Below are 22,102 nucleotides of genomic sequence, written 5' to 3'. Positions count from 1 at the left end.
GATTAACCCTCCCAATCTTGTTTCATTGCTTGATATACTTCAAGTGGCTTATTTGCACTTGTAATACTTCTTCCGACTACGATACCGTAACAGCCTAACTCTCTTGCTTGTCCTGGTGTAACCACACGTTTTTGGTCGCCTACCGCGTCTTCCATTCTGCGAATACCTGGACATACTGTGTAAAAGGTATCTCCACACGCTTCGTGAATAAGCGGTGCTTCTTTAGCAGAACACACAACACCCTCTACTCCACTCTCTTTTGCAAAAGAGGCATAAGAACGAACTACATCATTTAGCGGTTGTTTGATCAATAATTCGTTTTGCATCGTGACTTCATCTGTGCTTGTTAGTTGAGTGACTGCAATTAGCAGTGGGCGTTTTTGACCAGCAATGGTTCCTTGCTCCAAGCCTTCGCGAGCGGCACTCATCATTTTTTTACCGCCAGCAGCATGAACATTGACAATGTCAATATCCAAACTAGCTAATTCCCGCATCGATCTTTGAACCGTATTCGGGATATCATGTAATTTCAGGTCAAGAAAAATTTGATGACCTTCTTCTTTTAACTCTTCGAGGACTTGTCTGCCTTCGCGGTAAAACAACTCCATCCCGACTTTAACAAAAAGAGATTGTCCTTTAAGTTCTTCGAGTAAAGCTAAACGTTTGTTTCGATTATCTAAATCTAAAGCAATTATAAATGGACGTTGCATGTTTTCCAGCTCCCTCCAATGAGATCAGTCACTTTATCGACTTCCAACTCATCTAATAAGCCCGGTAACTCATCAATAATAGTAGGACATACAAGTGGGTCTGTAAAGTTCGCTGTTCCAACTGCGACTGCACTAGCTCCCGCTAGCATAAATTCAACTACATCTTCAGCTGTTTGAACTCCGCCCATTCCGATGATCGGAATATCGACTGCCTGACTCACTTGATGAATCATTCGAATCGCTACTGGCTTAATGGCTGGACCAGATAATCCGCCATACCCATTTGCTAATATCGGTTTTCTTTTACGTAAATCAATCCTCATCCCGAGTAACGTATTAATCATTGATAAGCCATCAGCACCAGCCTCTTCCACTGCACGTGCGATCTCAACGATATCAGCTACATTAGGAGAGAGTTTTACGTAAACTGGTTTAGTAGATACGTTCTTCACTTCTCGCGTTAATTCAGCCGCTACATGTGGAATTGTTCCAAAAGCAATTCCACCTTGCTTTACATTTGGACAAGAAATGTTTAGTTCAATGGCATGAACATTTTCAACTCTTGAAAGCTTAGCTGCCGTTTCGACATAATCAGCAATCTCTGTCCCTGCTACATTTGCAACAATGGGTACATTAAATTGATTAAGCCAATGTAATTCATTATTTATAACCCCTTCAAGCCCTGGGTTTTGCAAGCCAATTGCATTTAACATTCCCGCTGACGTCTCAGCCACACGGGGTGTTGGATTCCCAAAGCGAGCTTCGGCTGTTGTTGCTTTAATTGCAATCGCACCTAGTAGCTCAAGACTAAAGTAATTCGCATATTCTTTTCCAAATCCAAAACAGCCAGAAGCCGGCATAATCGGATTTCTCATTGAAAGTCCTGGTAGTTCAATGCTTAATCGACTCATAGTACAACCTCCCCCACCGGAAAGACTGGACCATCTGTACAGACTTTGCGGTAACTTGTTCCTGTTTCGTCCCCTACAACATGACAGACACAGGCAAAGCATGCTCCAACTCCACAGCCCATCCGCTCTTCAAGCGATAAGAACAAGCGCTTATCATAATAGGCTTTCTGTAGGGCTGAAAGCATTGGTGTTGGTCCACATGTATACATCGTGTCAAATGTAAGTTGTTTTTCTTTAATGACATCTGTAACAAAGCCTTTTTCGCCGTAAGTCCCATCTGCTGTTACAACATACGTATCACCAAGTTGTGAGAATTCCTCTTCATAAAAGACATTTTCCTCACTATGAAAACCTAGTACGTGAATGACGTTAACCCCACGTTCTTTTAATTGCTTTGATAAGTAGTATAGAGGAGGGACACCGATTCCACCACCGACGAGGAGAGCTGTCTCTCCTCGCTCGGTAGCTTCTAGTGGAAAACCATTACCAAGTGGTCCGAGTACATCAATCTTTTCCCCTTCTTGTTTAAGTGAAAGACGTTTTGTACCTTTCCCCTCGACACGATAGAGCATTGTGACCGTTTCTGTCTCTACATTTACATCACAGATGCTGATCGGTCTTCTAAGCAAAAGATCATCACCAGAATCCACACGTAAGTGTAAGAATTGTCCTGGTTCTGTCATTTGTTTAGCAAGAGGTCCTGAACATGTTAATTCCATTATGTTCGCTGCAATGGTCTTATGTTTTCTAATTGTTAGCCAATCTTTTTTTATCATAGTCCCTCCACCTCTCTACATTTGCATTTGCGGCATGCTTTCAGAAGAAAACGTAATTGATTCAAGAACTCTTAAAAGTGCTTCAGCTGTATCAATAGACGTTAAGCACACGACACCATTTTCTACTGCTTCACGGCGGATACGGAATCCATCACGTGCTGGTTGTTTTCCCCGAGTCAATGTATTAATTACAAATTGTGCTTGACCTTGTTGGATTACATCTAGAAGATGAGGTTTTTCCTCACCAATCTTATTTACGACTGTAACAGGAATATTCACATCCTTAATATAGCTAGCTGTGCCTGCTGTCGCTAAAATGTCAAAACCAAGAGCATTAAAACGTTCAATTAAACTCAATGCTTCTTCTTTATCTTTATCTGCTACAGTGAACAACACCGAACCATGTGTAGGAATGCTCATTCCTGATGCAACTAACCCTTTATAAAGAGCTTTTTCTAGAGTCATATCTCGTCCCATTACTTCTCCTGTCGATTTCATTTCAGGTCCAAGTGTGATATCGACACGACGAAGTTTAGCAAATGAGAATACTGGTACTTTAACTGAAACTTCTTTTGCTTCAGGTTGATAACCTGTTTCATATCCCAACTCTGGTAACGTTTTTCCAAGCATCACTTTTGTTGCAAGGTTAGCCATTGGTACTCCAGTAATCTTACTTAAAAACGGAACTGTACGACTTGAGCGCGGATTCACTTCAAGCACATACACTTCATCTTTATGCCAAACGAATTGAATATTTAAAAGTCCAATAATTTTCAAACCTCTTGCAATTGCTATAGTACGGTCAATTAATTTTTGCTTTAAATCTTCAGGAACGGTTTGTGGCGGATAGACAGCAATCGAATCACCAGAGTGAACCCCAGCTCGTTCAATATGCTCCATGATTCCAGGAATAAAGACATTTTCTCCATCTGAAATCGCATCAACCTCAAGCTCTTTTCCAGTTAAATAACGGTCAACAAGAACAGGGTGCTTCGGATTTACGTTTACCGCATTTGTCATATAGTTAAGCAGCTCTTCTTCTTTATAAACAATTTCCATCGCTCTTCCTCCAAGCACATAAGAAGGACGTACAAGAACTGGATAGCCGATTTTATTTGCAATTGTAATTGCACCTTCAACCGAAGTCGCCGTGCGACCTAATGGCTGTGGAATATCTAGAGATAGAAGCTTTTGTTCGAATTTATCCCTGTCTTCAGCTAGGTCCATGCTCTCAAGCGATGTACCGATAATTGGAACCCCTCTTGCTTCAAGTTCCCCTGCTAAATTGATCGCCGTTTGTCCTCCAAACTGGACAATGACTCCTTCTGGTTTTTCTTGCTCAAATACATGCATAACATCCTCAACTGTTAACGGTTCAAAATAAAGCTTATCGGATGTGCTAAAGTCTGTTGAAACCGTTTCTGGGTTGTTGTTTATGATAATCGCTTCATAGCCTGCTTCTTTAATAGCCCACACCGTATGAACCGTTGCATAATCAAATTCAATTCCTTGACCGATACGTATTGGACCAGAGCCTAGAACTAAAATGCTTTTCTTCTCTGTTTGCATCGCTTCATTTTCATCCTCATATGTGCCATAAAAATATGGAGTTTCAGATTCAAATTCAGCTGCACACGTATCAACCATTTTGTAAACTGGGCGAATATTGTTTTCTTTACGAATATCCCAGATCATACGCTCTTCTTGATTCCATAATCTTGCAATGGCGATATCAGAAAAGCCACGTTCCTTCGCTTTTTGAAGAAGTTCAAGGTCATTCGGAGATTCTGTTAATTCTTGTTCTAGCGCTACAATTCGAGCTAATTTCTGCATAAAGAAACGATCGATCTTTGTTAAATCACAAAGTGTCTGAACCTGTTCACCTCTTCGAAGCAACTCTGCTAACTCAAATAACCGTTCATCATCCGCTTTTTGAATTCGCTTTAGCAAGTCTTCTGTCTCTAGTTTCTCAATTTTCGCATCATAAATGTGATCATAACCAGCTTCTAAAGAACGGACGGCTTTAAGAAGAGATTCCTCTAAATTACGACCAATAGCCATAACTTCGCCTGTTGCTTTCATTTGTGTACCTAGGGAACGATTCGCTGCTTCAAACTTATCAAACGGCCAACGTGGTATTTTAGATACTACGTAATCTAGGGCAGGCTCAAAACTTGCATATGTCTTTCCTGTGATTGGATTTAACAACTCATCTAGACTATATCCGACAGCAATTTTCGCAGCCATTTTCGCAATTGGATAACCCGTTGCCTTTGAAGCAAGAGCTGATGAACGACTTACACGTGGATTTACTTCGATAATGTAATATTGATCGCTATCTGCATCGTGAGCAAATTGTACGTTACACCCACCTTCAATTCCTAGTGCGCGAATGATTGTTAATGATGCATTACGTAAACGTTGATAATCACGATCTGTTAACGTTTGACTAGGTGCTACAACAATTGAATCTCCAGTGTGGACCCCAACAGGATCGAAGTTTTCCATGTTACAAACAACAATCGCCTGATCTTTTGCATCGCGCATGACTTCATATTCTACTTCTTTAAAACCAGCAATGCTTTTTTCAATTAAACATTGAGTCACTGGGCTGTATTTAAGACCACTTGTAACGATCTCACGCAATTGCTCTTCGTCGTGAACAATCCCTCCACCTGTACCACCAAGTGTATAAGCTGGGCGGACGATAACAGGGAATCCTACGATCTTGACAAAGCTCTCAGCTTCTTTAAGTGTATGAACGATCTCACTTTCAGGAACAGGTTGATTTAATTCATGCATAAGTGTTCTGAATAAATCACGATCTTCTGCTTTCCTAATTGCATTAAGGTCCGTACCCAGTAATTCAATATTATATCTTTCGAGAATGCCAGCTTCTTCAAGCTCCATTGCCATATTAAGCCCAGTTTGTCCGCCTAACGTCGCTACAATTCCATCAGGACGTTCTTTACGAATAATCCGACTTACGAAGTCCAATGTAATAGGTTCAATATATACCCGATCCGCCATCGTTGTATCTGTCATAATCGTTGCTGGATTAGAATTGATTAAAATAACCTCGTACCCTTCTTCTTTTAAAGCCTGACATGCTTGAGTTCCAGCATAGTCGAATTCCGCAGCTTGTCCAATCACAATCGGACCAGAACCAATTACTAATATTTTATTTATATCATTACGTTTTCCCATGTGTTTCTCTCCCCTCGTTTACGCTTTAACAGCAACTTTCTTTTCAGTTTCCATCAACGTCATGAATTCATCAAATAAGTGATTCGCATCATGTGGACCTGGTGACGCTTCTGGGTGATACTGTACGCAGAATACTGGATGTTCAACATGCTTTAGTCCTTCAACCGTTCCATCATTGATTGCAATATGGGTTAATTCAAGACCAGTGCCTTTTAATGAATCATTGTCTACTGTATATCCATGGTTCTGTGCTGTAATGGCAATCTTCCCAGTTGAAAGCTCACGAACTGGATGATTCGATCCGCGGTGACCGAATTGTAATTTACTTGTCGTTGCACCACAAGCTAGTGCTATTAACTGATGTCCTAAGCAAATCCCAAAGATAGGTACTTTTCCAATTAAAGCTTTGATCGTTTCAATTGCTCCTTGCACATCGACCGGATTCCCAGGACCGTTACTGAGCATGATGCCATCCGGATTTAACCTGAGGATTTCTTCGGAACTTGTGTTATAAGGTACGACTACAACATCGCATTGTCTTGAGATTAATTCTTGTAAAATATTATGTTTCATTCCGTAATCAACTAAAACGACTCTGTTACCACGACCTGGAGCATGATAGGGTTCTTTCGTTGAAACACGATGAACTTGATCACGAACAAAAGTTGTCTGTTTTAACTCTTCAATTACGGCATTGGCGTCTACATCTAATGAGCAAATACGTCCGCGTCTCGTACCATGTTCACGAATCAAGCGAGTTAACTTACGAGTATCAATTCCAGCTAGCCCTGGAATGTCCTTAGCTTTAAAAAGCGTATCCAGTGATTCTTCCATACGCCAATGACTTGGTTCCGGCTCATATTCTTTAACGATAAATCCATTTATAGCAGGTGTAATTGATTCAAAATCATCACGATTAATTCCGTAGTTACCGATTAACGGATAAGTCATTGTTACAATCTGTCCACAGTATGAAGGATCTGATAATGTTTCCTGATAACCAGTCATCCCCGTAATGAATACTACTTCCCCACTCATTTCCTTGTCTGCACCAAATCCTTCTCCTACAAAAATATTGCCATCTTCTAATATTAACTGACGTTTCATGCTGTCACCTGTCCTTTCTCCCATACAAGTTTTCCATCTACAAACGTATAAACTGGCCACCCTTGGCATACCCACCCGTTAAATGGTGTATTTTTTCCTTTTGAAAGAAATGCTTCTTTATCAATCTCACGCTCTTCTTCAAGATCGATGACGGTAATATCAGCAAGTGCTCCTTCTTCGAGTACTCCTGATTGTAGTCCGAACGTTTTTGCTGGTTTAACCGTTAACCAATCAACTAACTGCTTAAGAGTAACTTTTTCTGTTTTAACCATATGTGTATAAAGAAGAGGAAAAGCTGTTTCTAACCCAACAATTCCAAGTGGTGCTCTGTCCATTCCTTTAGCTTTTTCTTCTTCTGTATGAGGCGCATGGTCTGTTGCGATAAAGTCAATCGTTCCATCTAGCAAACCTTCCCAAAGCGCTGCTTGGTCCTCTTTCGCTCTAAGTGGAGGATTCATTTTATAATTAGAATCGAGTCCTGGAATATCATCCTCACAAAGTAATAAATGATGCGGCGAGACTTCAGCGGTAACATTAATACCAGCTTTTTTCGCATCTCTAATCACTCGGACAGATTCCTTTGTACTCACATGACAAACGTGGTAGTGTGCTCCTGCCGCTTCTGCTAATAGTACATCTCTTGCAATATGAACAGATTCACAAACCGATGGAATTCCTGGCAGGTTATGTTCAGCAGAAAATTTCCCTTCATGTACACATCCACCGTGAATCAGTGTATCTTCTTCACAATGAGCAACAACCGCCATTTTCACTTCTGCTGCTTTTTTCATTGCTTGAAGCATTACATCAGCTGATTGAACACCCACCCCGTCATCCGTAAAAGCAAAGGCACCCGCAGCTTTAAGGGCTGCGAAATCCGTTAATTCTTTTCCAAGCTGCCTTGTTGTAATTGAAGCGTAAGGTCGTACACGCACATGTCCTGTTGTTTTAATTCTGTCTTGCATCCATTCCATTTGTTCTTTTGTATCGGGTACTGGTCTTGTATTTGGCATCGCTGCTATCGTTGTAAAACCCCCTGCTGCTGCAGCTAATGTCCCAGTTTCAATCGTTTCTTTTTGCTCGCCGCCCGGCTCACGTAAATGAACATGCGCATCGACAAGTCCAGCTGATACTAACTTACCCTTTACTTCAACGATCTTTACGTCCTCTGTAGAGTTCGGTGCTGTAAAACTAATTTTCCCGTTTACGATAAAAACATCCTTTTCGACCAGTTTTCCATTACCATCTAAGATAAATCCACTTTCAAGTTTAATTGTCATAATAAACATCCCCCTTTATTTTAAGTTAATGCTCTTTTCACAACCGCTCTTCTAACTGCTACACCATTTTTCATTTGTTTAAAAATGCGTGAACGATCACACTCTACCAGTTCACTTGCTAACTCAACACCTCTATTAACAGGAGCTGGATGCAAGATGATAGCTTCTTTTTTCATTCGTTTTTCCCGTTCTATCGTTAAGCCATATTGTTTATGGTATCCCTCTTTTGACCATTGCATTGATCCTTCATGTCGTTCATGTTGAATTCTAAGTAGCATTACCACATCAGATTCTGGCAATGTGTCATCTAATGAAACATGATCATATGCCGTATTAAAACCAGCCATCCACTCTTTCGGTCCAGTAATTTTTACTTTAGCTCCTAGGCGTGTCAAGACTTCTGCGTTTGACCTTGCGACACGACTGTGACGAAGGTCTCCTGCTATAACTACGTTTAATCCGGCAAAGCTATTAAATTCTTGCTGAATTGTTAGTAGGTCTAACAATGATTGTGTTGGATGATGACCACTTCCATCTCCTCCATTAATGATTGGAATCGAAATCTTATCACGAATGAATTTAAAATAATCATTTTCGGGATGTCTAATGACAAGAGCGTTAGCGCCAATAGCTTCAAACGATTTAACCGTATCTAGTAGCGATTCACCCTTTTGGACACTTGAGTTTTCTTCAGAGAAAGACAAGACATGGAGTCCTAGTAACTTTTCTGCTACTTCAAAGCTATATCTAGTTCTTGTACTAGGCTCAAAGAATAAATTAGCGATAAATAAATCCTTTTCTGACTTCCATTGCTTTCCTTGTGCAAAATGCTCAGCCTCTTGTAAAATAGTTGAAATCTCGACCGTTGACATTGTTTCTAATGTAAGTAATTCCCCTCTAGATGCCTTTTGTTCTGTCATTGCCACCATTCAAACCAGCCTCCTCATTTTATTATGATCAAGTTTTAAAAAGATTGGACACCATTTTTATAAGTAAAAAACCCTGAGGGCAAGAAACTCTCAGGGCATAAGGACCAGAGAAGTTGCTACACAACCTCCTTGGATCCTCACCCCCTTTGAAGTCTCTCTGTACCTCTTAAAAGGGAACGATATTAATCTGCTTGAAACATGGATTTCTTACCGTAGCTTTCTTCTTTTTCCGGCAAGATCTGGTGGAGAATAATTCCGATAATTGCCGCAAGTGCCATGCCAGTTATTTGAATATTTTCGTTTACTTGGATAAAAGCTCCACCAATTCCAATGACTAAAATGACCGAAGAAATGATGAGGTTTCGCTTTAAGCCAATGTTAATTTCATTATCAATTAGCATTCTTAATCCAGAAGAAGCGATAACCCCAAATAGAAGGATCGATACGCCTCCCATTACTGCTGTTGGAATCGTTGTGATGAACGCTGCAAACTTACCAATAAAAGCAAAGATAATCGCTAAGACCGCTGCACCTGCAATAACAAACACACTAAACACTCTTGTAATAGCAAGTACTCCTATATTTTCTCCATAAGTTGTATTCGGTGGACCACCAATTAGTGATGCAATGACGGTCGCTGTTCCATCCCCCAAAATAGAACGATGTAAACCCGGTTCTTTAATGAAGTTCTTTCCAACTACTTTACTTAAGACCATCTGGTCACCAATATGTTCAGCTAATGTAACAATAGCAATTGGGACCATGATCGCAACTATCTGCCAGGAAAACACTGGTGTGTATGTGACAAAAGGAACAATAACATCCGGCAATGCAAACCATTTTGCTTCTTGAACAGGAGAAATGTCAACTAGTCCAAAGAAAAACGCTGTAATATAGCCTCCAATAATTCCGAACATGATTGGAACTAGACTAAAGAATCCTTTAAAAAACATAGTTGCAAGGACTGTAATCAATAAAGTGATAATCGCAACTGCAGAGTAGGTCGCGCTGTAAGATTCTGCGCTTGGGTTGTTCATCGCCATATCAATTGCGACAGGAGCTAAACCTAATCCGATTACGATAATAACTGGCCCAACCACAATTGGAGGTAAGATTCTCATAATCCAATCCACTCCAATTGTCTTTATTAAAAGAGCAACAACTCCATACACAAGTCCAGCTAAGAAACTTCCGACCATTGCCCCTTCTGGACCACTCGTTGCTGTTGCAGCAATAATCGGTCCAATGAATGCAAAGGATGATCCTAAGTAAGCTGGTATTTGACCTCTTGTAATCAGAAGATAAGCGAGTGTTCCTAATCCACTCGATAGTAAAGCTACTGCAGGACTTAATCCAACTAAGTAAGGAACAAGAATCGTTGCGCCAAACATGGCGAATAAATGCTGTAAACTGAATATAATCCATTTATCAAATCTTGGTACTTCTTTAATTCCAACTTCTTTTCCTCTTGATGACATTGTTCTCCCCCTAGTACTTATGAAAAAAACCTCTCTGCGTAGGCAAAGAGGTCGAATCATCTTTAAATCAGATCATCGAGCCTCTTTTTAGCCTCACGGGACTAATTTAAAGAGAGATAGTTATTATTTTATTTATTATTTTTGTTCAATCGTAACTTCATCAGTCATGTCAACTTCACATAACTTCGCTACAATTTTTTCACTTTTAGATGTGGGCACATTTTTCCCAACATAATCTGGTCTAATCGGCAATTCGCGGTGACCACGATCAATTAGGACTGCCAGTTGAATTTGCTCTGGTCTTCCTATATCAATTAACGCATCAAGCCCTGCTCGAACCGTTCGACCTGTATATAGGACATCATCGACTAAAATGACTTTTCGATCTCTTATATTAACAGGAATATCTGTCCCTTGAATGATCGGTTCTTTGTTGCTTGATTTAACCGTTAAATCATCCCGATAAAGCGTAATGTCAATTTCTCCGACTGGAATTTTCGCTCCTTCAATTTGTTCAATCCGTTCAGCTAAGCGTTTCGCAAGGTAGATTCCACGAGTTTTAATCCCAATAAGAATACAATTATCTATGCCTTTATTATGTTCAATAATCTCATGTGCAATTCGAGTGATTGCTCTTCGTATAGCTTGTTCATCCAATATCACTCTCGACATCTTTTTCCACCTCCATAAATCATTAGAAAACGAAAAAACCTCTCTGTCCATTGGACAGAGAGGTAGTGACGTAAGTGAATAGAGACTAGCTATAGCTCCTATTCTTTCCGTTTTCCTTCTCAGCCTCACGGGACTGTAGTTAAAGGACTATTAAGTTCTTATATAGTATGACCGACAAATTTCGCGCTGTCAATCTTTTATTTTGTCCGAATAAGATGTAATAACCTCTCCATTTCTTCAGGAAGAGGGGCTTCAAATATGACTTCTTCTCCTGTACGTGGATGGATAAAGCCGAGAACTGCTGCATGAAGCGCTTGACCTTCAATATCAAACATTTTCTTTTTCGGACCATATTTTGGATCCCCCACTAAAGGATAGCCGATATATTTCATATGGACACGAATTTGGTGGGTTCTACCCGTCTCTAATTCACATTGTACGTACGTATAATTATCAAAAGTCTCAAGTACTGTAAAATGAGTAACGGCATCTCGACTATTTTCATCTGTTACTGTCATACTTTGGCGGTCCTTCTTATCTCGTCCGATTGGAGCATCAATCGTTCCATGCTCATGAGGAATCACACCATGTACAACGGCTTTATATAATCTAGTTGTTGTTTTAGCTTTTAATTGCTCAACTAATGATTCATGTGCATGATCATTTTTTGCGACCATAATTAAACCAGAAGTGTCTTTATCAATTCGGTGAACAATCCCAGGTCTTATAACTCCATTAATCCCAGATAAGTCTTTGCAATGATGCATTAATGCATTTACAAGAGTACCTGAAGAATGACCTGGAGCCGGATGAACAACCATCCCTCTAGGTTTATTGATCACGATCACATCTTCATCTTCGTAAGCTATATCTAACGGGATGTTTTCTGCCACTATTTTTAGTTCTTCAGGTGCTGGAATAACAAGAGTAATAACATCATCTATTTCAACTTTGTAATTCGTTTTTGCTTCACCATCATTTACTTTAAGGTGCCCATCTTTAATCCAAATCTGCACCTGTGTGCGTGACCAATTTGCATTTAAAGTGGTTATAAGCTTATCTAACCGTGTAGATTTTTGCTCACCTGTGACTATCCATTCAAAACTTTCCATTACTTTTGCTCCTTCTTTTGTTGACGTTCATCTTGAATCATTTTTATAAATAAAAGGGCCACTCCAATACATAGAGCTGCATCAGCTACATTAAAGATCGCAAAATCATAACCGAATATATATGTATCAACAAAGTCTACTACTTCGCCTCGGAACAGACGGTCAATGAAATTACCGATCGCTCCCCCAAGGATGAGAGCTAATGATACACCAAACAATGCACTATTTTTCGCTTCCTTTTGCATGTAATAAACAATACCGACAATAACAATTAACGTGATAATATAGAAAAACCACATTTGACCTTGAAGAATACCAAAAGCAGCACCTTTATTTCGATGTGATGTGAAATAAAGGACATGATCAATTAACGTGATTCTCTCTCCAATAGCCATCTGAGTATCAATAATCCATTTACTAATCTGATCAATAATTAAAACAACCAATGCTATAAAATAATACCTCATCGTCATCCCCCGATCTCGTCCACATCTTTCCATACGAATAGCATTATAGCACAAAAAGAGGGGGATAGCCCCCTACTTTCCGTTCAAGTATTGGTCGTAATGGACATTTCTCTGAAAAACAACATCTTCGTCGCCGGTATAGCCTTCAATTCCAGTTGATAAAAACCCTTCAATTTGTTCAACATAGCCGATAAGCTCACCTGTCTCTTCAAGTGAGGAATCTTCATATATCATTGGTAATTCATTGAATTCAGCAACTGATTGATAAGCATCCTCAGCATCAAATTCTGTCTCATCATCATCTTGATCAAAATTATACTTTCTAAACCCTCCCAAAACAGTTTCTTCTGAAGGTCTTTCATCAGTGATACGATTATCTACAGCTTCAACAATGGTGCGTGCTGCTGGACTTGCTTCTAGTCGTTCGTAGGGGATCGTTTTTCCTGTGACCTCACAAATACCGAACGTTCCTCGATTAAACTTTTCTAATGCATGCTCAATTTCTTCATGTTCCCTTTCTAGTTGTTCAAGTAATGCGAAGTCCTTTTCACGCTCGTAAAGGTCAGTTGCAGCATCTGCTGGATGATTATCGTATTGCGATAACTCACCTGTTGAAAATGACAATGTACGATTTTGTTCTTCTTTAAAATGCTGATTAATATGATCTTCCACTGTCTTTAGTCGTTGTTCAAGTGCTTGTTTAATCTGTGTATAATTTGTCATTTCATCTCCCCCAATCAAGCAACTCACGTCTATAGACGCTCATTCCTTATTGTGACCATGAAAAGCAGATGTAGCCAACACAACTTTTAACAGCATAAGAAAAATGGCAATAGACTGTTTTTTCTTAGAAGCATGAGCTGAACCGTTGCTTTCATTAAACCGAACAAAAAATGGTTCGGCCCCGCATGCGTGTGAAAGTTATTGCCACCCTTGAGAAGGCTTTCTTGCTTTATTATATCAATTCTGTATTCACTCAATTTTATACATTAACTCCCAAAAAAAAACCACTGTATAAAACAGTGGTTTGATCACCTTAAACATAAAACTTTGTAACTGTATCCGCACAAGATGAACATAAGCTAGGGTGTTCTTCATTTGTACCAACTGATGTTGAAACAACCCAACAACGTTCACACGTTTCTCCTTCAGCTGGTTGAACAACAATAGCTAATTGTTCAAACGTAACGGCATCTTCGGGAGCTTCGTTCGTTTCTCCAGCCAATTCAACACGGGAGACAATAAACAACTTCTCAAGTGAAGGAACGGAAGTTAAAAGCTTACGCACATCTCCACTTGTGTATAACGTAATTGAAGCCGTAAGTGATTTACCAATTTTCTTGTCATTTCTTGCTTGCTCAAGTGCTTTTAGAACATCATCTCTTACAGCCATAAAGTGACTCCATTTGGCTTTTAATTCTGTTACATCACCAAAGGTTTTCACTTCAGGCATGTCAGTAAGTTGTACACTTTCTTCACCTATACCAGGGATATGTTCCCATACCTCATCTGCCGTATGACTTAAGATAGGAGAGACAAGCTTTGTTAGAGCAACAAGAACGTCATACATAACTGTTTGAATAGCACGACGATTTGGATGGTCAGCATGTTCAATATAAAGTGTGTCTTTAGCCAAATCCATATAGAAAGAACTTAAATCAATTGTACAGAAATTATGAATCGTATGGTAAACAGTTGAAAATTGATATTGTTCATAGGCTTGCTTTACTTTTTCAACAACTTCATTCAACTTAACAACCATGAAAAGATCTACACCTTTTAGATCTGATACATAATGTTTTGCTGGGTCAAAGTCATGCAAATTTCCTAATAAGAAACGGAATGTGTTACGAATTTTGCGATACGATTCTGAAACTTGTTTTAAAATTTTATCTGATACTCGAACATCTGCCTGATAATCAACAGAAGCGACCCATAGACGTAAAATATCAGCACCTAACTGTTTCATTACATCATTTGGAACAACGACATTCCCAATGGACTTACTCATTTTCCGACCTTGTCCATCTAGCGCAAAACCATGACTTAAAATACCTTTATAAGCAGATTTCCCCGTAACCGCAACGCTTGTTGAAAGCGATGAATTAAACCAACCACGATATTGATCGGATCCTTCAAGATATAAATCAGCTGGGCGAACCAAGTCATCTCGTTCTTCTAATACGGCTTGATGAGACGAACCTGAATCAAACCATACATCCATAATGTCCATCTCACGAGTGAAAGTACCATTTGGACTATGTTCAGATAAGAAGCCTTCAGGTAACAACTGAGTCGTATCCCATTCAAACCAAATGTTTGAGCCATGCTCGCGGAATAAAGTAGATACATGATCAATCGTCTCATCTGTGATAATTGGTTCTCCATTCTCACCATAAAACACAGGAATAGGTACTCCCCATGCACGTTGACGTGAGATACACCAATCACCACGGTCACGAACCATATTAAATAAACGAGTTTCTCCCCACTTTGGAACCCACTCCACCTCTTCAATTGCAGCTAACAACTCATTGCGGAAATTTTCAATGGAAGCAAACCATTGAGCAGTTGCACGATAAATAACAGGTTTTTTTGTACGCCAGTCATGAGCATATGAGTGAGTAATGAACGTTAATTTCATTAATGCTCCTACTTCCTTAAGCTTTTCGGTAATAGGCTTGTTAGCAGCATCATAAAATAATCCTTCAAATCCAGGAGCTTCTTCCGTCATATTCCCTTTGTCATCAACTGGACATAAAACATCTAAACCATATTTTTGACCGACAATGAAATCTTCTTCCCCATGGCCTGGAGCTGTATGGACACAACCAGTACCGGCATCTAATGTGACATGGTCCCCACACATTACCAATGATTCACGACCATAAATCGGATGTACAGCTTTTACAAACTCTAATTCTGCACCCTTTACAGTCTTAAGTACTTCTATATTTTCCCATTCAAATTCTTTCTCAAGTGTTTCTAACAAACCAGCAGCAACGACATATTTATTATTGTTTACTAATACAACGTTATAATCCAGTTCAGGATGAACAGCGATTCCTAAATTAGCTGGAATCGTCCATGGAGTTGTAGTCCAGATGATAATTTGCTCATCTCCCTCTAAAACTCCATTGCCATCACTCACATTAAAAGCAACATAAATAGATGGAGAACGCTTGTCTTGATATTCAATTTCAGCTTCGGCAAGAGCTGATTCAGAAGAAGGAGACCAATAAACTGGTTTTTTCCCTTTATAAATAAACCCTTTTTTAGCCATTTCACCAAATACCTTAATTTGTTGGGCCTCATATGCCTTATCTAAAGTGACATAAGGGTTCCACCAATCCCCTCGAACGCCTAGCCTGATAAACTGTTCACGTTGACGATCAACTTGTTTTCTAGCATATTCTTCACAAAGCTTACGAAATTCAGCAACGCTCATGGATTTTCGGTTTACTTTTCCGCTTTTTGTCAGTGCTGTTTCAATTGGCAATCCATGTGTGTCCCAACCTGGAACATAAGGAGCATTATAACCACTCATTGACTTAAAGCGAACAATGAAATCCTTTAAGATTTTATTTAATGCGTGACCCATGTGAATATCACCATTAGCATAAGGAGGACCATCATGCAAAACAAATGATGGACGGCCTGCTGTTCGTTCCTGTACTTTCTTATAAATATCCATCTCTGCCCATTTTTCCTGTCTTTCTGGCTCACGGTTTGGCAAATTCCCTCTCATTGGAAATTCAGTTTTTGGCATTAATAATGTTTCTTTGTAATCCATTTTTTCTTCCTCCTAAGGATATCGCCTACTAATAAGTTTGTGGATGAATAAATCCCCTGATCTCGCTTAGACAGATGCTCGCACTAATTAATGCTAAAGCAACCACTAAAACACAAAAAAACTCCTCTCCCAAAAAGGGACGAGAAGTTAACCCGTGGTACCACCCTGTTGAAAAGAACGATTTCTTTCCACTCATGATTCGTAACGTGAATAACCCGTTGCAGCCTACTTTCATTTCAGTGCAAAACTAAAGGGTGATCTTCCAATGGTTAACGTGTTCAGGCTTTCACCATCCCTGAATCGCTATTCACGTTTGTTACCTTGTACTCTTCCCTATCAACGTCTTAACATATTTAAATTAATGAGTATCATTATATGATAGCCCTAGAAGAAGTGCAAGTCAGTAATCAAAAAATCGGCACTACCGTTCCTCAAAAACTTCCTCTTCTTTAGTAACATCGTACCAGTCATCCGTTTGAAGCATTTCGAGTTGAGCTTCAATTAACATTTTGAAACGCATTTTATAAACAGATGCTTGTTTCTTTAATTCTTCCATATCGATCATTACTTTTCTTGATTTAGACAAGGCGTCATTAATAATACGATCTGCATTTTTTTCTGCTTCTTTTACAATAAGTTGCGCTTCTTTTTGAGCATTTCTTCTCACTTCTTCAGCTGCTTCTTGAGCAACTAAAATCGATTTATTCAGAGTTTCTTCGATATTTTTGAAATGACCAAGCTTTTCATCTAGATCTGTCACTTGTTCAAAAAGTTCCTTTTTCTCACGAAGGACCGCTTCATAGTCTTTTATCACTTGATCTAGGAATTCATTAACCTCATCTTCATCATATCCGCGGAACCCTTTTGTAAATTCTTTATTATGGATATCTAAAGGGGTCAAAGGCATGTTAGCCACCTCCAAGTTGTAATGTCATTTTATCTTCAAATATGCCATTTCCAAGCATAAAATTGAATAAAAAATTATACTGATGTCATAAATTCGACAGATATAGCAAAAATCCTTCATTTTTTTTATTTTTTTTCTTATCGTTTACGTCCTAAGCGTATCCGATACTTTTCTTTTTTGGTCATCCCTTCAATAGCCAAGATTCTTGCACGACCAAAAGTACGAACAGATATGTAGTCGCCCTCAGCAATTAAAAAGTCAGTTTTGTCTACAATTTTCCAGTTTACCTTCACTAATCCTTTTTCTATTAAAGGAGTAACTTTCGTTCGCGAAAGCTTGTACATCTGTGCAATGACCACGTCAAGCCTCATAGAAGATACAGTTACTGTTGATTCATCCCATTCATCCTTAGGCTTAATGTGCTCAGATAAAGAAATTCGATTCAGGCGAACGGTAGCTTTTCCAATTGTTTGTAAGTTCATTTCTATATAATCAGCTATTTCAGTAGCGACGATTATTTGAGTTGCTTCCTCACCAATAAAGATGTCACCAAATTTATCTCGCTTTATACCTAAGTTCATCATCGCTCCAAGAATATCTCGATGCTCTAAGGTAACGAATTTAACTGGATAATCAATTGAAAAGAGAGTTAACAGATAGTCTTCTATTGTCGTTTCTAAATATGAAGGAGTTAAGCGCATACGACATCGCTCCGCATAACGAGAGCCTCCCGAAAAAGAGAGGCTTACATCATCATGTCCAATTATCCCACGAACAATTTCTTGTTGTCTTGGATCAAGAAAATCACTTAGCCGATCCAAATGGCGAATAGTAACAGCCTCTTGCCATTCAAGAACTTGGTCAATAAACGGGCGCTCTTCCTCACGAAAGTGCTGATATATACTAATGGTTGTTCACTCCTAACTGTTAAAGACCAAAAAGGGCGGCAACGCCACCACCGGCTAAGCGTAAAACAATAATTGCAACGATAGGAGATAAATCAATCATCCCAAGAGGAGGAACAAATCTTCTAAATGGTTCAAGATATGGCTCTACGATTCTTCCAATAAACTGTCCTAAGGAAGATTCACGTGCGTTAGGAAACCATGACATTAGGATATAGCCAATAATGAAAAAAGAATAAATATAAATCGCATTATAAAGTAACCCACCGATTAACTGCAAAAACATTCACCACCTTCTACTATGCTTCAAAATGCTGTTGCATCATCTCTGTAATGGTTCCTGAAACATCGACATTATCAGGTGTACAAAGAAAAATATCAGCACCTATTTTTTGTATATCTCCTCCAATAGCATACACTGTTCCACTTAAAAAATCGACTATACGCTTTGCTTGATCATAAGAAATTCGCTGTAAATTAATAATAACTGCTTTGCGATTTTTCAGATGATCTGCTATTTCTTGAGCTTCATCATATGTTCTTGGTTCAAGTAAAATAACTTTAGTTCCTTTTTGGACACTTTGAAGACTAACCACATTTTGAGGAGTACTAGTTGACTGCTGCTTTGTGTATTGACTTCTTGAACGACGTTTTGGTTCATTCTCCTCGTCAAAACGCTCTTCTTCATATTCTTCAACTTCTTCATATTCATCGCCTAATTCAAAGAACCGCTTAAATCTTGACTTCATCCCCATATATATTCCCCTCTCAAGCTTCTTATTCTCGTCCTACTAGTGCCGAACCAAGTCTTATAAAGGTAGCTCCTTCTTCAACGGCCACTAAATAGTCATTAGACATTCCCATTGAAAGCTCTGTACATGGAGCATGTTCTAACTGTAACACTTGTACCTCATCTCTTAATTCTCGCAATTTTTTAAACACAGGGCGAGTGGATTCAGGGGCTTCGTAAAAAGGAGCCATTGTCATCAAACCAACAACTTGTATCCCTTTATACTGAGATAATTGTCTGATAAACGAATGAAGTTCTTCTGGCGTAATACCCGCTTTAGACTCCTCCCCAGAAACATTGACTTGGACAAAGCATTTCATAATTTCTCCTGGTTCTAATCGCTTGTCCACTTCTTCAGCTAAAGAAAGTCGATCTAAAGAGTGTAAGTATGCAAATTTCCCTATGATTTGTTTTACTTTTCGCGTTTGCAAGGAGCCAATAAAATGCCAGATCCCTCTGTCGTGTAACGCATTCCACTTTTCTATTGCACCCTCTGCACGATTTTCACCAATATGCGTTAGACCATGATCAAGTGTTTGTTTTGTTGTTTCTACACTAACATATTTAGTAACAGCTACAATATGTACAGAATTACGATTACGTCCGACTTTTTCACACGCATGTTCAATCTCTTGTTCAATGGAATTCAATCTTTCTTGCATGGACATTTTCATTCACCACCTCTTAATCCAATAAAGCTCATCATCCTGCCAGTTTTCCCCTTGTCAGCACGGTGTGAGAACATTCGTTCATCCGCTGCTGTACAGATAGATGAAACAATAACATTTTTAGGTTTAATCCCTGCTTGTAAAACAAGTGCTTTATTAACCTCACGCAAATCAAGTAAGTATTTATCATTCGTTTGCTTCTTAAAAGGCATGTAATTTAAATTAATAGGCCAACATCCATTTATTTTGTCAATCACTTTTTGATCTACTTCATATGAATTCTGACTAATGCAGGGTCCAATAGCAACTTGAATATCTTCTAATAAGATTCCTTCATTTTCATGCCAAAGCTTAATCATTTTAGCACCAATATTTTGAACAGTGCCACGCCAACCTGCGTGAGCAAGTCCAATAGCCCCATGCTTGGGCGCATAGAAATACAATGGGACACAATCGGCGTATAAGCTAGTTAATAACAAATTATTTTCAAGTGTATATAACCCATCAGTGCTAGCAAGGGCCGAACCAAGACTTTCACTTCCTTTTCCGGCATCACTTAATGTAACTTTTTGAACTGTAGATTCATGAACCTGCTCAGATCCTATCCAGTTAGCTAACGGAATTTGAAGGTCGTTAGCTAGCAACTTTCTGTTTTCTAGCACATTTTTTGGGATATCTTCAACATGAAGTCCCATATTCAAACTAGAATAAGGCCTCTGGCTTTTGCCGCCACCCCTAGTTGTAAAACCAACAACGAGGTGAGGCTGAGGTCTACTCCATTGTTCAATTGAAAGATATCGTTTGCTAACTTGAACAAAAGGTTCCATTATTCCTTACCTCCCTCATCTAATTCTTTGTTTTCAAAAAGGTAAAGGACGACCTTTTTATCTGTAAAAATCTGCTCATAGTTTATTTTATCACAGGTACATCCCTACAAGAAACGACTTTCTTTTTCAATCATCGCTTTCTTGGTGTCGAAGGGGGTTCGAATTTCATCGGTTTTCGCTCGAATGTTGTAGGTACTTCCACTAGAATAACATCAGAACCAATTCTAATAATGTTTTTCCATGGAATAATTATTTCTTCTGATTCTTTTCCAAATAGGCCCATCATTTTACCAGAAGCGTTAATAACTAAAGCCTCGATCGCTCCTGTTGATAAATTAATATCTAAATCTGTTAATTGTCCTAATCGTTTTCCATTGCCCATATTCACTATATCTTTAACTTGCAACTCGGAAATTTTCATCATTTTCTACTGCACCCCATCTCATAGTGTTCGTTTTCTACTATATGCGAGGTTGTAGATGATTTATGAGCATGAACACAAAAAGAGAATGACTTTTTGAGTCATCCTCTTGTTCTTTAAATTTGAGCATGTTTATTCATTTGTTGAATTGCTGCTTTTTCCAAACGAGATACTTGCGCTTGAGATATTCCTATCTCATCAGCGACCTCCATTTGTGTTTTCCCTTGGAAGAACCTCATATTCAAAATCATTTTTTCTCGATCATTCAATCTAATCATTGCTTCTTTTAAAGCGATTTCTTCAACCCAATTGACATCTTTATTCCGTTCATCACTGATTTGGTCCATGACGAATATCGGATCCCCGCCATCATTATAGATTGGCTCAAATAGAGATACTGGATCTTGTATAGCATCTAATGCAAAGACAACATCCTCCTTTGGTACGTCTAATACCTTGGCAATCTCTTGGACAGTCGGTTCTTTCTCACGTTTCTTTTCGGACATGATTTGATCACGTACCTGCAACGCTTTATAAGCGATATCTCGCAAAGAACGAGAGACACGGATTGGATTGTTGTCTCGTAAATAGCGCCTGATCTCACCTATGATCATAGGAACCGCGTATGTAGAGAATTTAACGTTTTGGCTTAAATCAAAATTATCAATTGATTTCATTAAACCTATACAACCTACTTGAAATAGATCATCCACGTATTCTCCGCGATTGTTAAAACGTTGAATAACACTTAGAACCAGACGTAAATTTCCATTTACTAACGTTTCACGTGCACTTGTTTCTCCACTTTGCAATCGCTGAAATAAATCGCGCATTTCTGTGTTCTTTAGAACAGGTAACTTCGAGGTATCTACACCGCAAATCTCAACTTTATTTCGTGTCAATTCTTTCCCTCCTATCGCGGGAGATGATGTCTAAGAAAAGTATCTCCTCTGGAGGAAAAAATATGCACGAGCCTTGTCGAGTAAAAATCACTTGACAAGGCTCGTGCATGTTATGACAACAAAAAATCATTGAAAAAAATTTTTTAGGGTTGTTCTAAAAAATTAAATAAGCAATATAACTTTAATAGCCTCTTATCATCTATAACAATCAAGCCACTAAACCTGTAACAATGCCTCTTA

General features: G+C 38.9%; 21 protein-coding genes and 1 other annotated feature. All 21 genes read right to left on the bottom strand.

Annotated features, from left to right (window positions below; translation table 11 throughout):
* Window positions 1-2: 2 nt before the first annotated feature.
* The 21 genes from pyrF to sigG all read right to left on the bottom strand — a co-directional run bounded on the left by pyrF (window position 3) and on the right by sigG (window position 21,862).
* Window positions 3-710, bottom strand: coding sequence for an orotidine-5'-phosphate decarboxylase (gene pyrF, locus LDX58_RS05010; protein WP_227935752.1), 708 nt, complete (start codon window positions 708-710; stop codon window positions 3-5).
* Window positions 692-1,621, bottom strand: coding sequence for a dihydroorotate dehydrogenase (locus LDX58_RS05005; RefSeq protein ID WP_227935751.1), 930 nt, complete (start codon window positions 1,619-1,621; stop codon window positions 692-694). Before LDX58_RS05005 ends, pyrF begins: the two co-directional genes overlap by 19 nt.
* Window positions 1,618-2,397 (bottom strand): dihydroorotate dehydrogenase electron transfer subunit, encoded by a 780-nt coding sequence (locus LDX58_RS05000; RefSeq protein WP_227935750.1) that lies wholly within the window; start codon window positions 2,395-2,397, stop codon window positions 1,618-1,620. The genes LDX58_RS05005 and LDX58_RS05000 overlap by 4 nt, the downstream gene beginning before the upstream one ends.
* A 15-nt stretch (window positions 2,398-2,412) precedes the next feature.
* Entirely contained in the window at window positions 2,413-5,604 is a 3,192-nt protein-coding gene (gene carB / locus LDX58_RS04995) for a carbamoyl-phosphate synthase large subunit (protein ID WP_227935749.1), read from the bottom strand.
* Between the two features lie 18 nt (window positions 5,605-5,622).
* Window positions 5,623-6,711 carry a carbamoyl phosphate synthase small subunit gene (locus LDX58_RS04990; RefSeq protein WP_227935989.1) on the bottom strand — a complete coding sequence of 363 codons (1,089 nt, stop codon included), beginning with the start codon at window positions 6,709-6,711 and terminating at the stop codon, window positions 5,623-5,625.
* A complete protein-coding gene (pyrC, locus tag LDX58_RS04985) occupies window positions 6,708-7,991 on the bottom strand; it encodes a dihydroorotase (protein WP_227935748.1) in 1,284 nt (427 codons plus the stop codon). The genes LDX58_RS04990 and pyrC overlap by 4 nt, the downstream gene beginning before the upstream one ends.
* A gap of 20 nt (window positions 7,992-8,011) precedes the next feature.
* Window positions 8,012-8,920: an aspartate carbamoyltransferase catalytic subunit gene (locus tag LDX58_RS04980; protein WP_227935747.1), complete on the bottom strand. Its 909-nt coding sequence runs from the start codon at window positions 8,918-8,920 to the stop codon at window positions 8,012-8,014.
* A gap of 182 nt (window positions 8,921-9,102) precedes the next feature.
* On the bottom strand, window positions 9,103-10,398 hold the full coding sequence (locus LDX58_RS04975; RefSeq protein WP_227935746.1) for a solute carrier family 23 protein: 1,296 nt from the start codon (window positions 10,396-10,398) through the stop codon (window positions 9,103-9,105).
* Between the two features lie 135 nt (window positions 10,399-10,533).
* A complete protein-coding gene (gene pyrR, locus LDX58_RS04970) occupies window positions 10,534-11,070 on the bottom strand; it encodes a bifunctional pyr operon transcriptional regulator/uracil phosphoribosyltransferase PyrR (RefSeq protein WP_227935745.1) in 537 nt (178 codons plus the stop codon).
* Window positions 11,071-11,267: 197 nt separating this feature from the next.
* Window positions 11,268-12,182 carry an RluA family pseudouridine synthase gene (locus LDX58_RS04965; RefSeq protein WP_227935744.1) on the bottom strand — a complete coding sequence of 305 codons (915 nt, stop codon included), beginning with the start codon at window positions 12,180-12,182 and terminating at the stop codon, window positions 11,268-11,270.
* Window positions 12,182-12,649, bottom strand: a complete 468-nt coding sequence (lspA, locus tag LDX58_RS04960; protein WP_227935743.1) for a signal peptidase II — start codon at window positions 12,647-12,649, stop codon at window positions 12,182-12,184. Before lspA ends, LDX58_RS04965 begins: the two co-directional genes overlap by 1 nt.
* Window positions 12,650-12,721: 72 nt before the next feature.
* A complete protein-coding gene (locus LDX58_RS04955; RefSeq protein ID WP_227935742.1) occupies window positions 12,722-13,372 on the bottom strand; it encodes a TraR/DksA C4-type zinc finger protein in 651 nt (216 codons plus the stop codon).
* Between the two features lie 313 nt (window positions 13,373-13,685).
* Window positions 13,686-16,442 carry an isoleucine--tRNA ligase gene (gene ileS / locus LDX58_RS04950; protein ID WP_227935741.1) on the bottom strand — a complete coding sequence of 919 codons (2,757 nt, stop codon included), beginning with the start codon at window positions 16,440-16,442 and terminating at the stop codon, window positions 13,686-13,688.
* Between the two features lie 132 nt (window positions 16,443-16,574).
* Window positions 16,575-16,791, bottom strand: a binding site (T-box leader).
* 72 nt (window positions 16,792-16,863) lie between these two features.
* Entirely contained in the window at window positions 16,864-17,349 is a 486-nt protein-coding gene (locus LDX58_RS04945; protein WP_227935740.1) for a DivIVA domain-containing protein, read from the bottom strand.
* A gap of 137 nt (window positions 17,350-17,486) precedes the next feature.
* Window positions 17,487-18,257 carry a YlmH family RNA-binding protein gene (locus tag LDX58_RS04940; RefSeq protein ID WP_227935988.1) on the bottom strand — a complete coding sequence of 257 codons (771 nt, stop codon included), beginning with the start codon at window positions 18,255-18,257 and terminating at the stop codon, window positions 17,487-17,489.
* 19 nt (window positions 18,258-18,276) lie between these two features.
* Window positions 18,277-18,540 (bottom strand): YggT family protein, encoded by a 264-nt coding sequence (locus LDX58_RS04935; protein ID WP_372459102.1) that lies wholly within the window; start codon window positions 18,538-18,540, stop codon window positions 18,277-18,279.
* Between the two features lie 13 nt (window positions 18,541-18,553).
* Window positions 18,554-19,009 carry a cell division protein SepF gene (locus LDX58_RS04930; RefSeq protein WP_227935739.1) on the bottom strand — a complete coding sequence of 152 codons (456 nt, stop codon included), beginning with the start codon at window positions 19,007-19,009 and terminating at the stop codon, window positions 18,554-18,556.
* A 22-nt stretch (window positions 19,010-19,031) separates the two neighbouring features.
* Window positions 19,032-19,712 carry a YggS family pyridoxal phosphate-dependent enzyme gene (locus LDX58_RS04925; protein WP_227935986.1) on the bottom strand — a complete coding sequence of 227 codons (681 nt, stop codon included), beginning with the start codon at window positions 19,710-19,712 and terminating at the stop codon, window positions 19,032-19,034.
* A 2-nt stretch (window positions 19,713-19,714) separates the two neighbouring features.
* Entirely contained in the window at window positions 19,715-20,542 is an 828-nt protein-coding gene (gene pgeF / locus LDX58_RS04920) for a peptidoglycan editing factor PgeF (protein ID WP_372459117.1), read from the bottom strand.
* A gap of 127 nt (window positions 20,543-20,669) precedes the next feature.
* On the bottom strand, window positions 20,670-20,963 hold the full coding sequence (locus tag LDX58_RS04915; RefSeq protein ID WP_227935737.1) for a YlmC/YmxH family sporulation protein: 294 nt from the start codon (window positions 20,961-20,963) through the stop codon (window positions 20,670-20,672).
* Between the two features lie 113 nt (window positions 20,964-21,076).
* Window positions 21,077-21,862, bottom strand: a complete 786-nt coding sequence (gene sigG, locus LDX58_RS04910) for an RNA polymerase sporulation sigma factor SigG (RefSeq protein WP_227935736.1) — start codon at window positions 21,860-21,862, stop codon at window positions 21,077-21,079.
* Between the last annotated feature and the right edge of the window lie 240 nt (window positions 21,863-22,102).

The organism is Alkalihalobacillus deserti, from assembly GCF_020734105.1.
GTDB lineage: Bacteria > Bacillota > Bacilli > Bacillales > Bacillaceae_D > Halalkalibacter > Halalkalibacter deserti.
The sequence above is the reverse complement of the archived record's forward strand: the minus strand, read 5'-3'. Positions and strand labels throughout refer to the sequence as shown.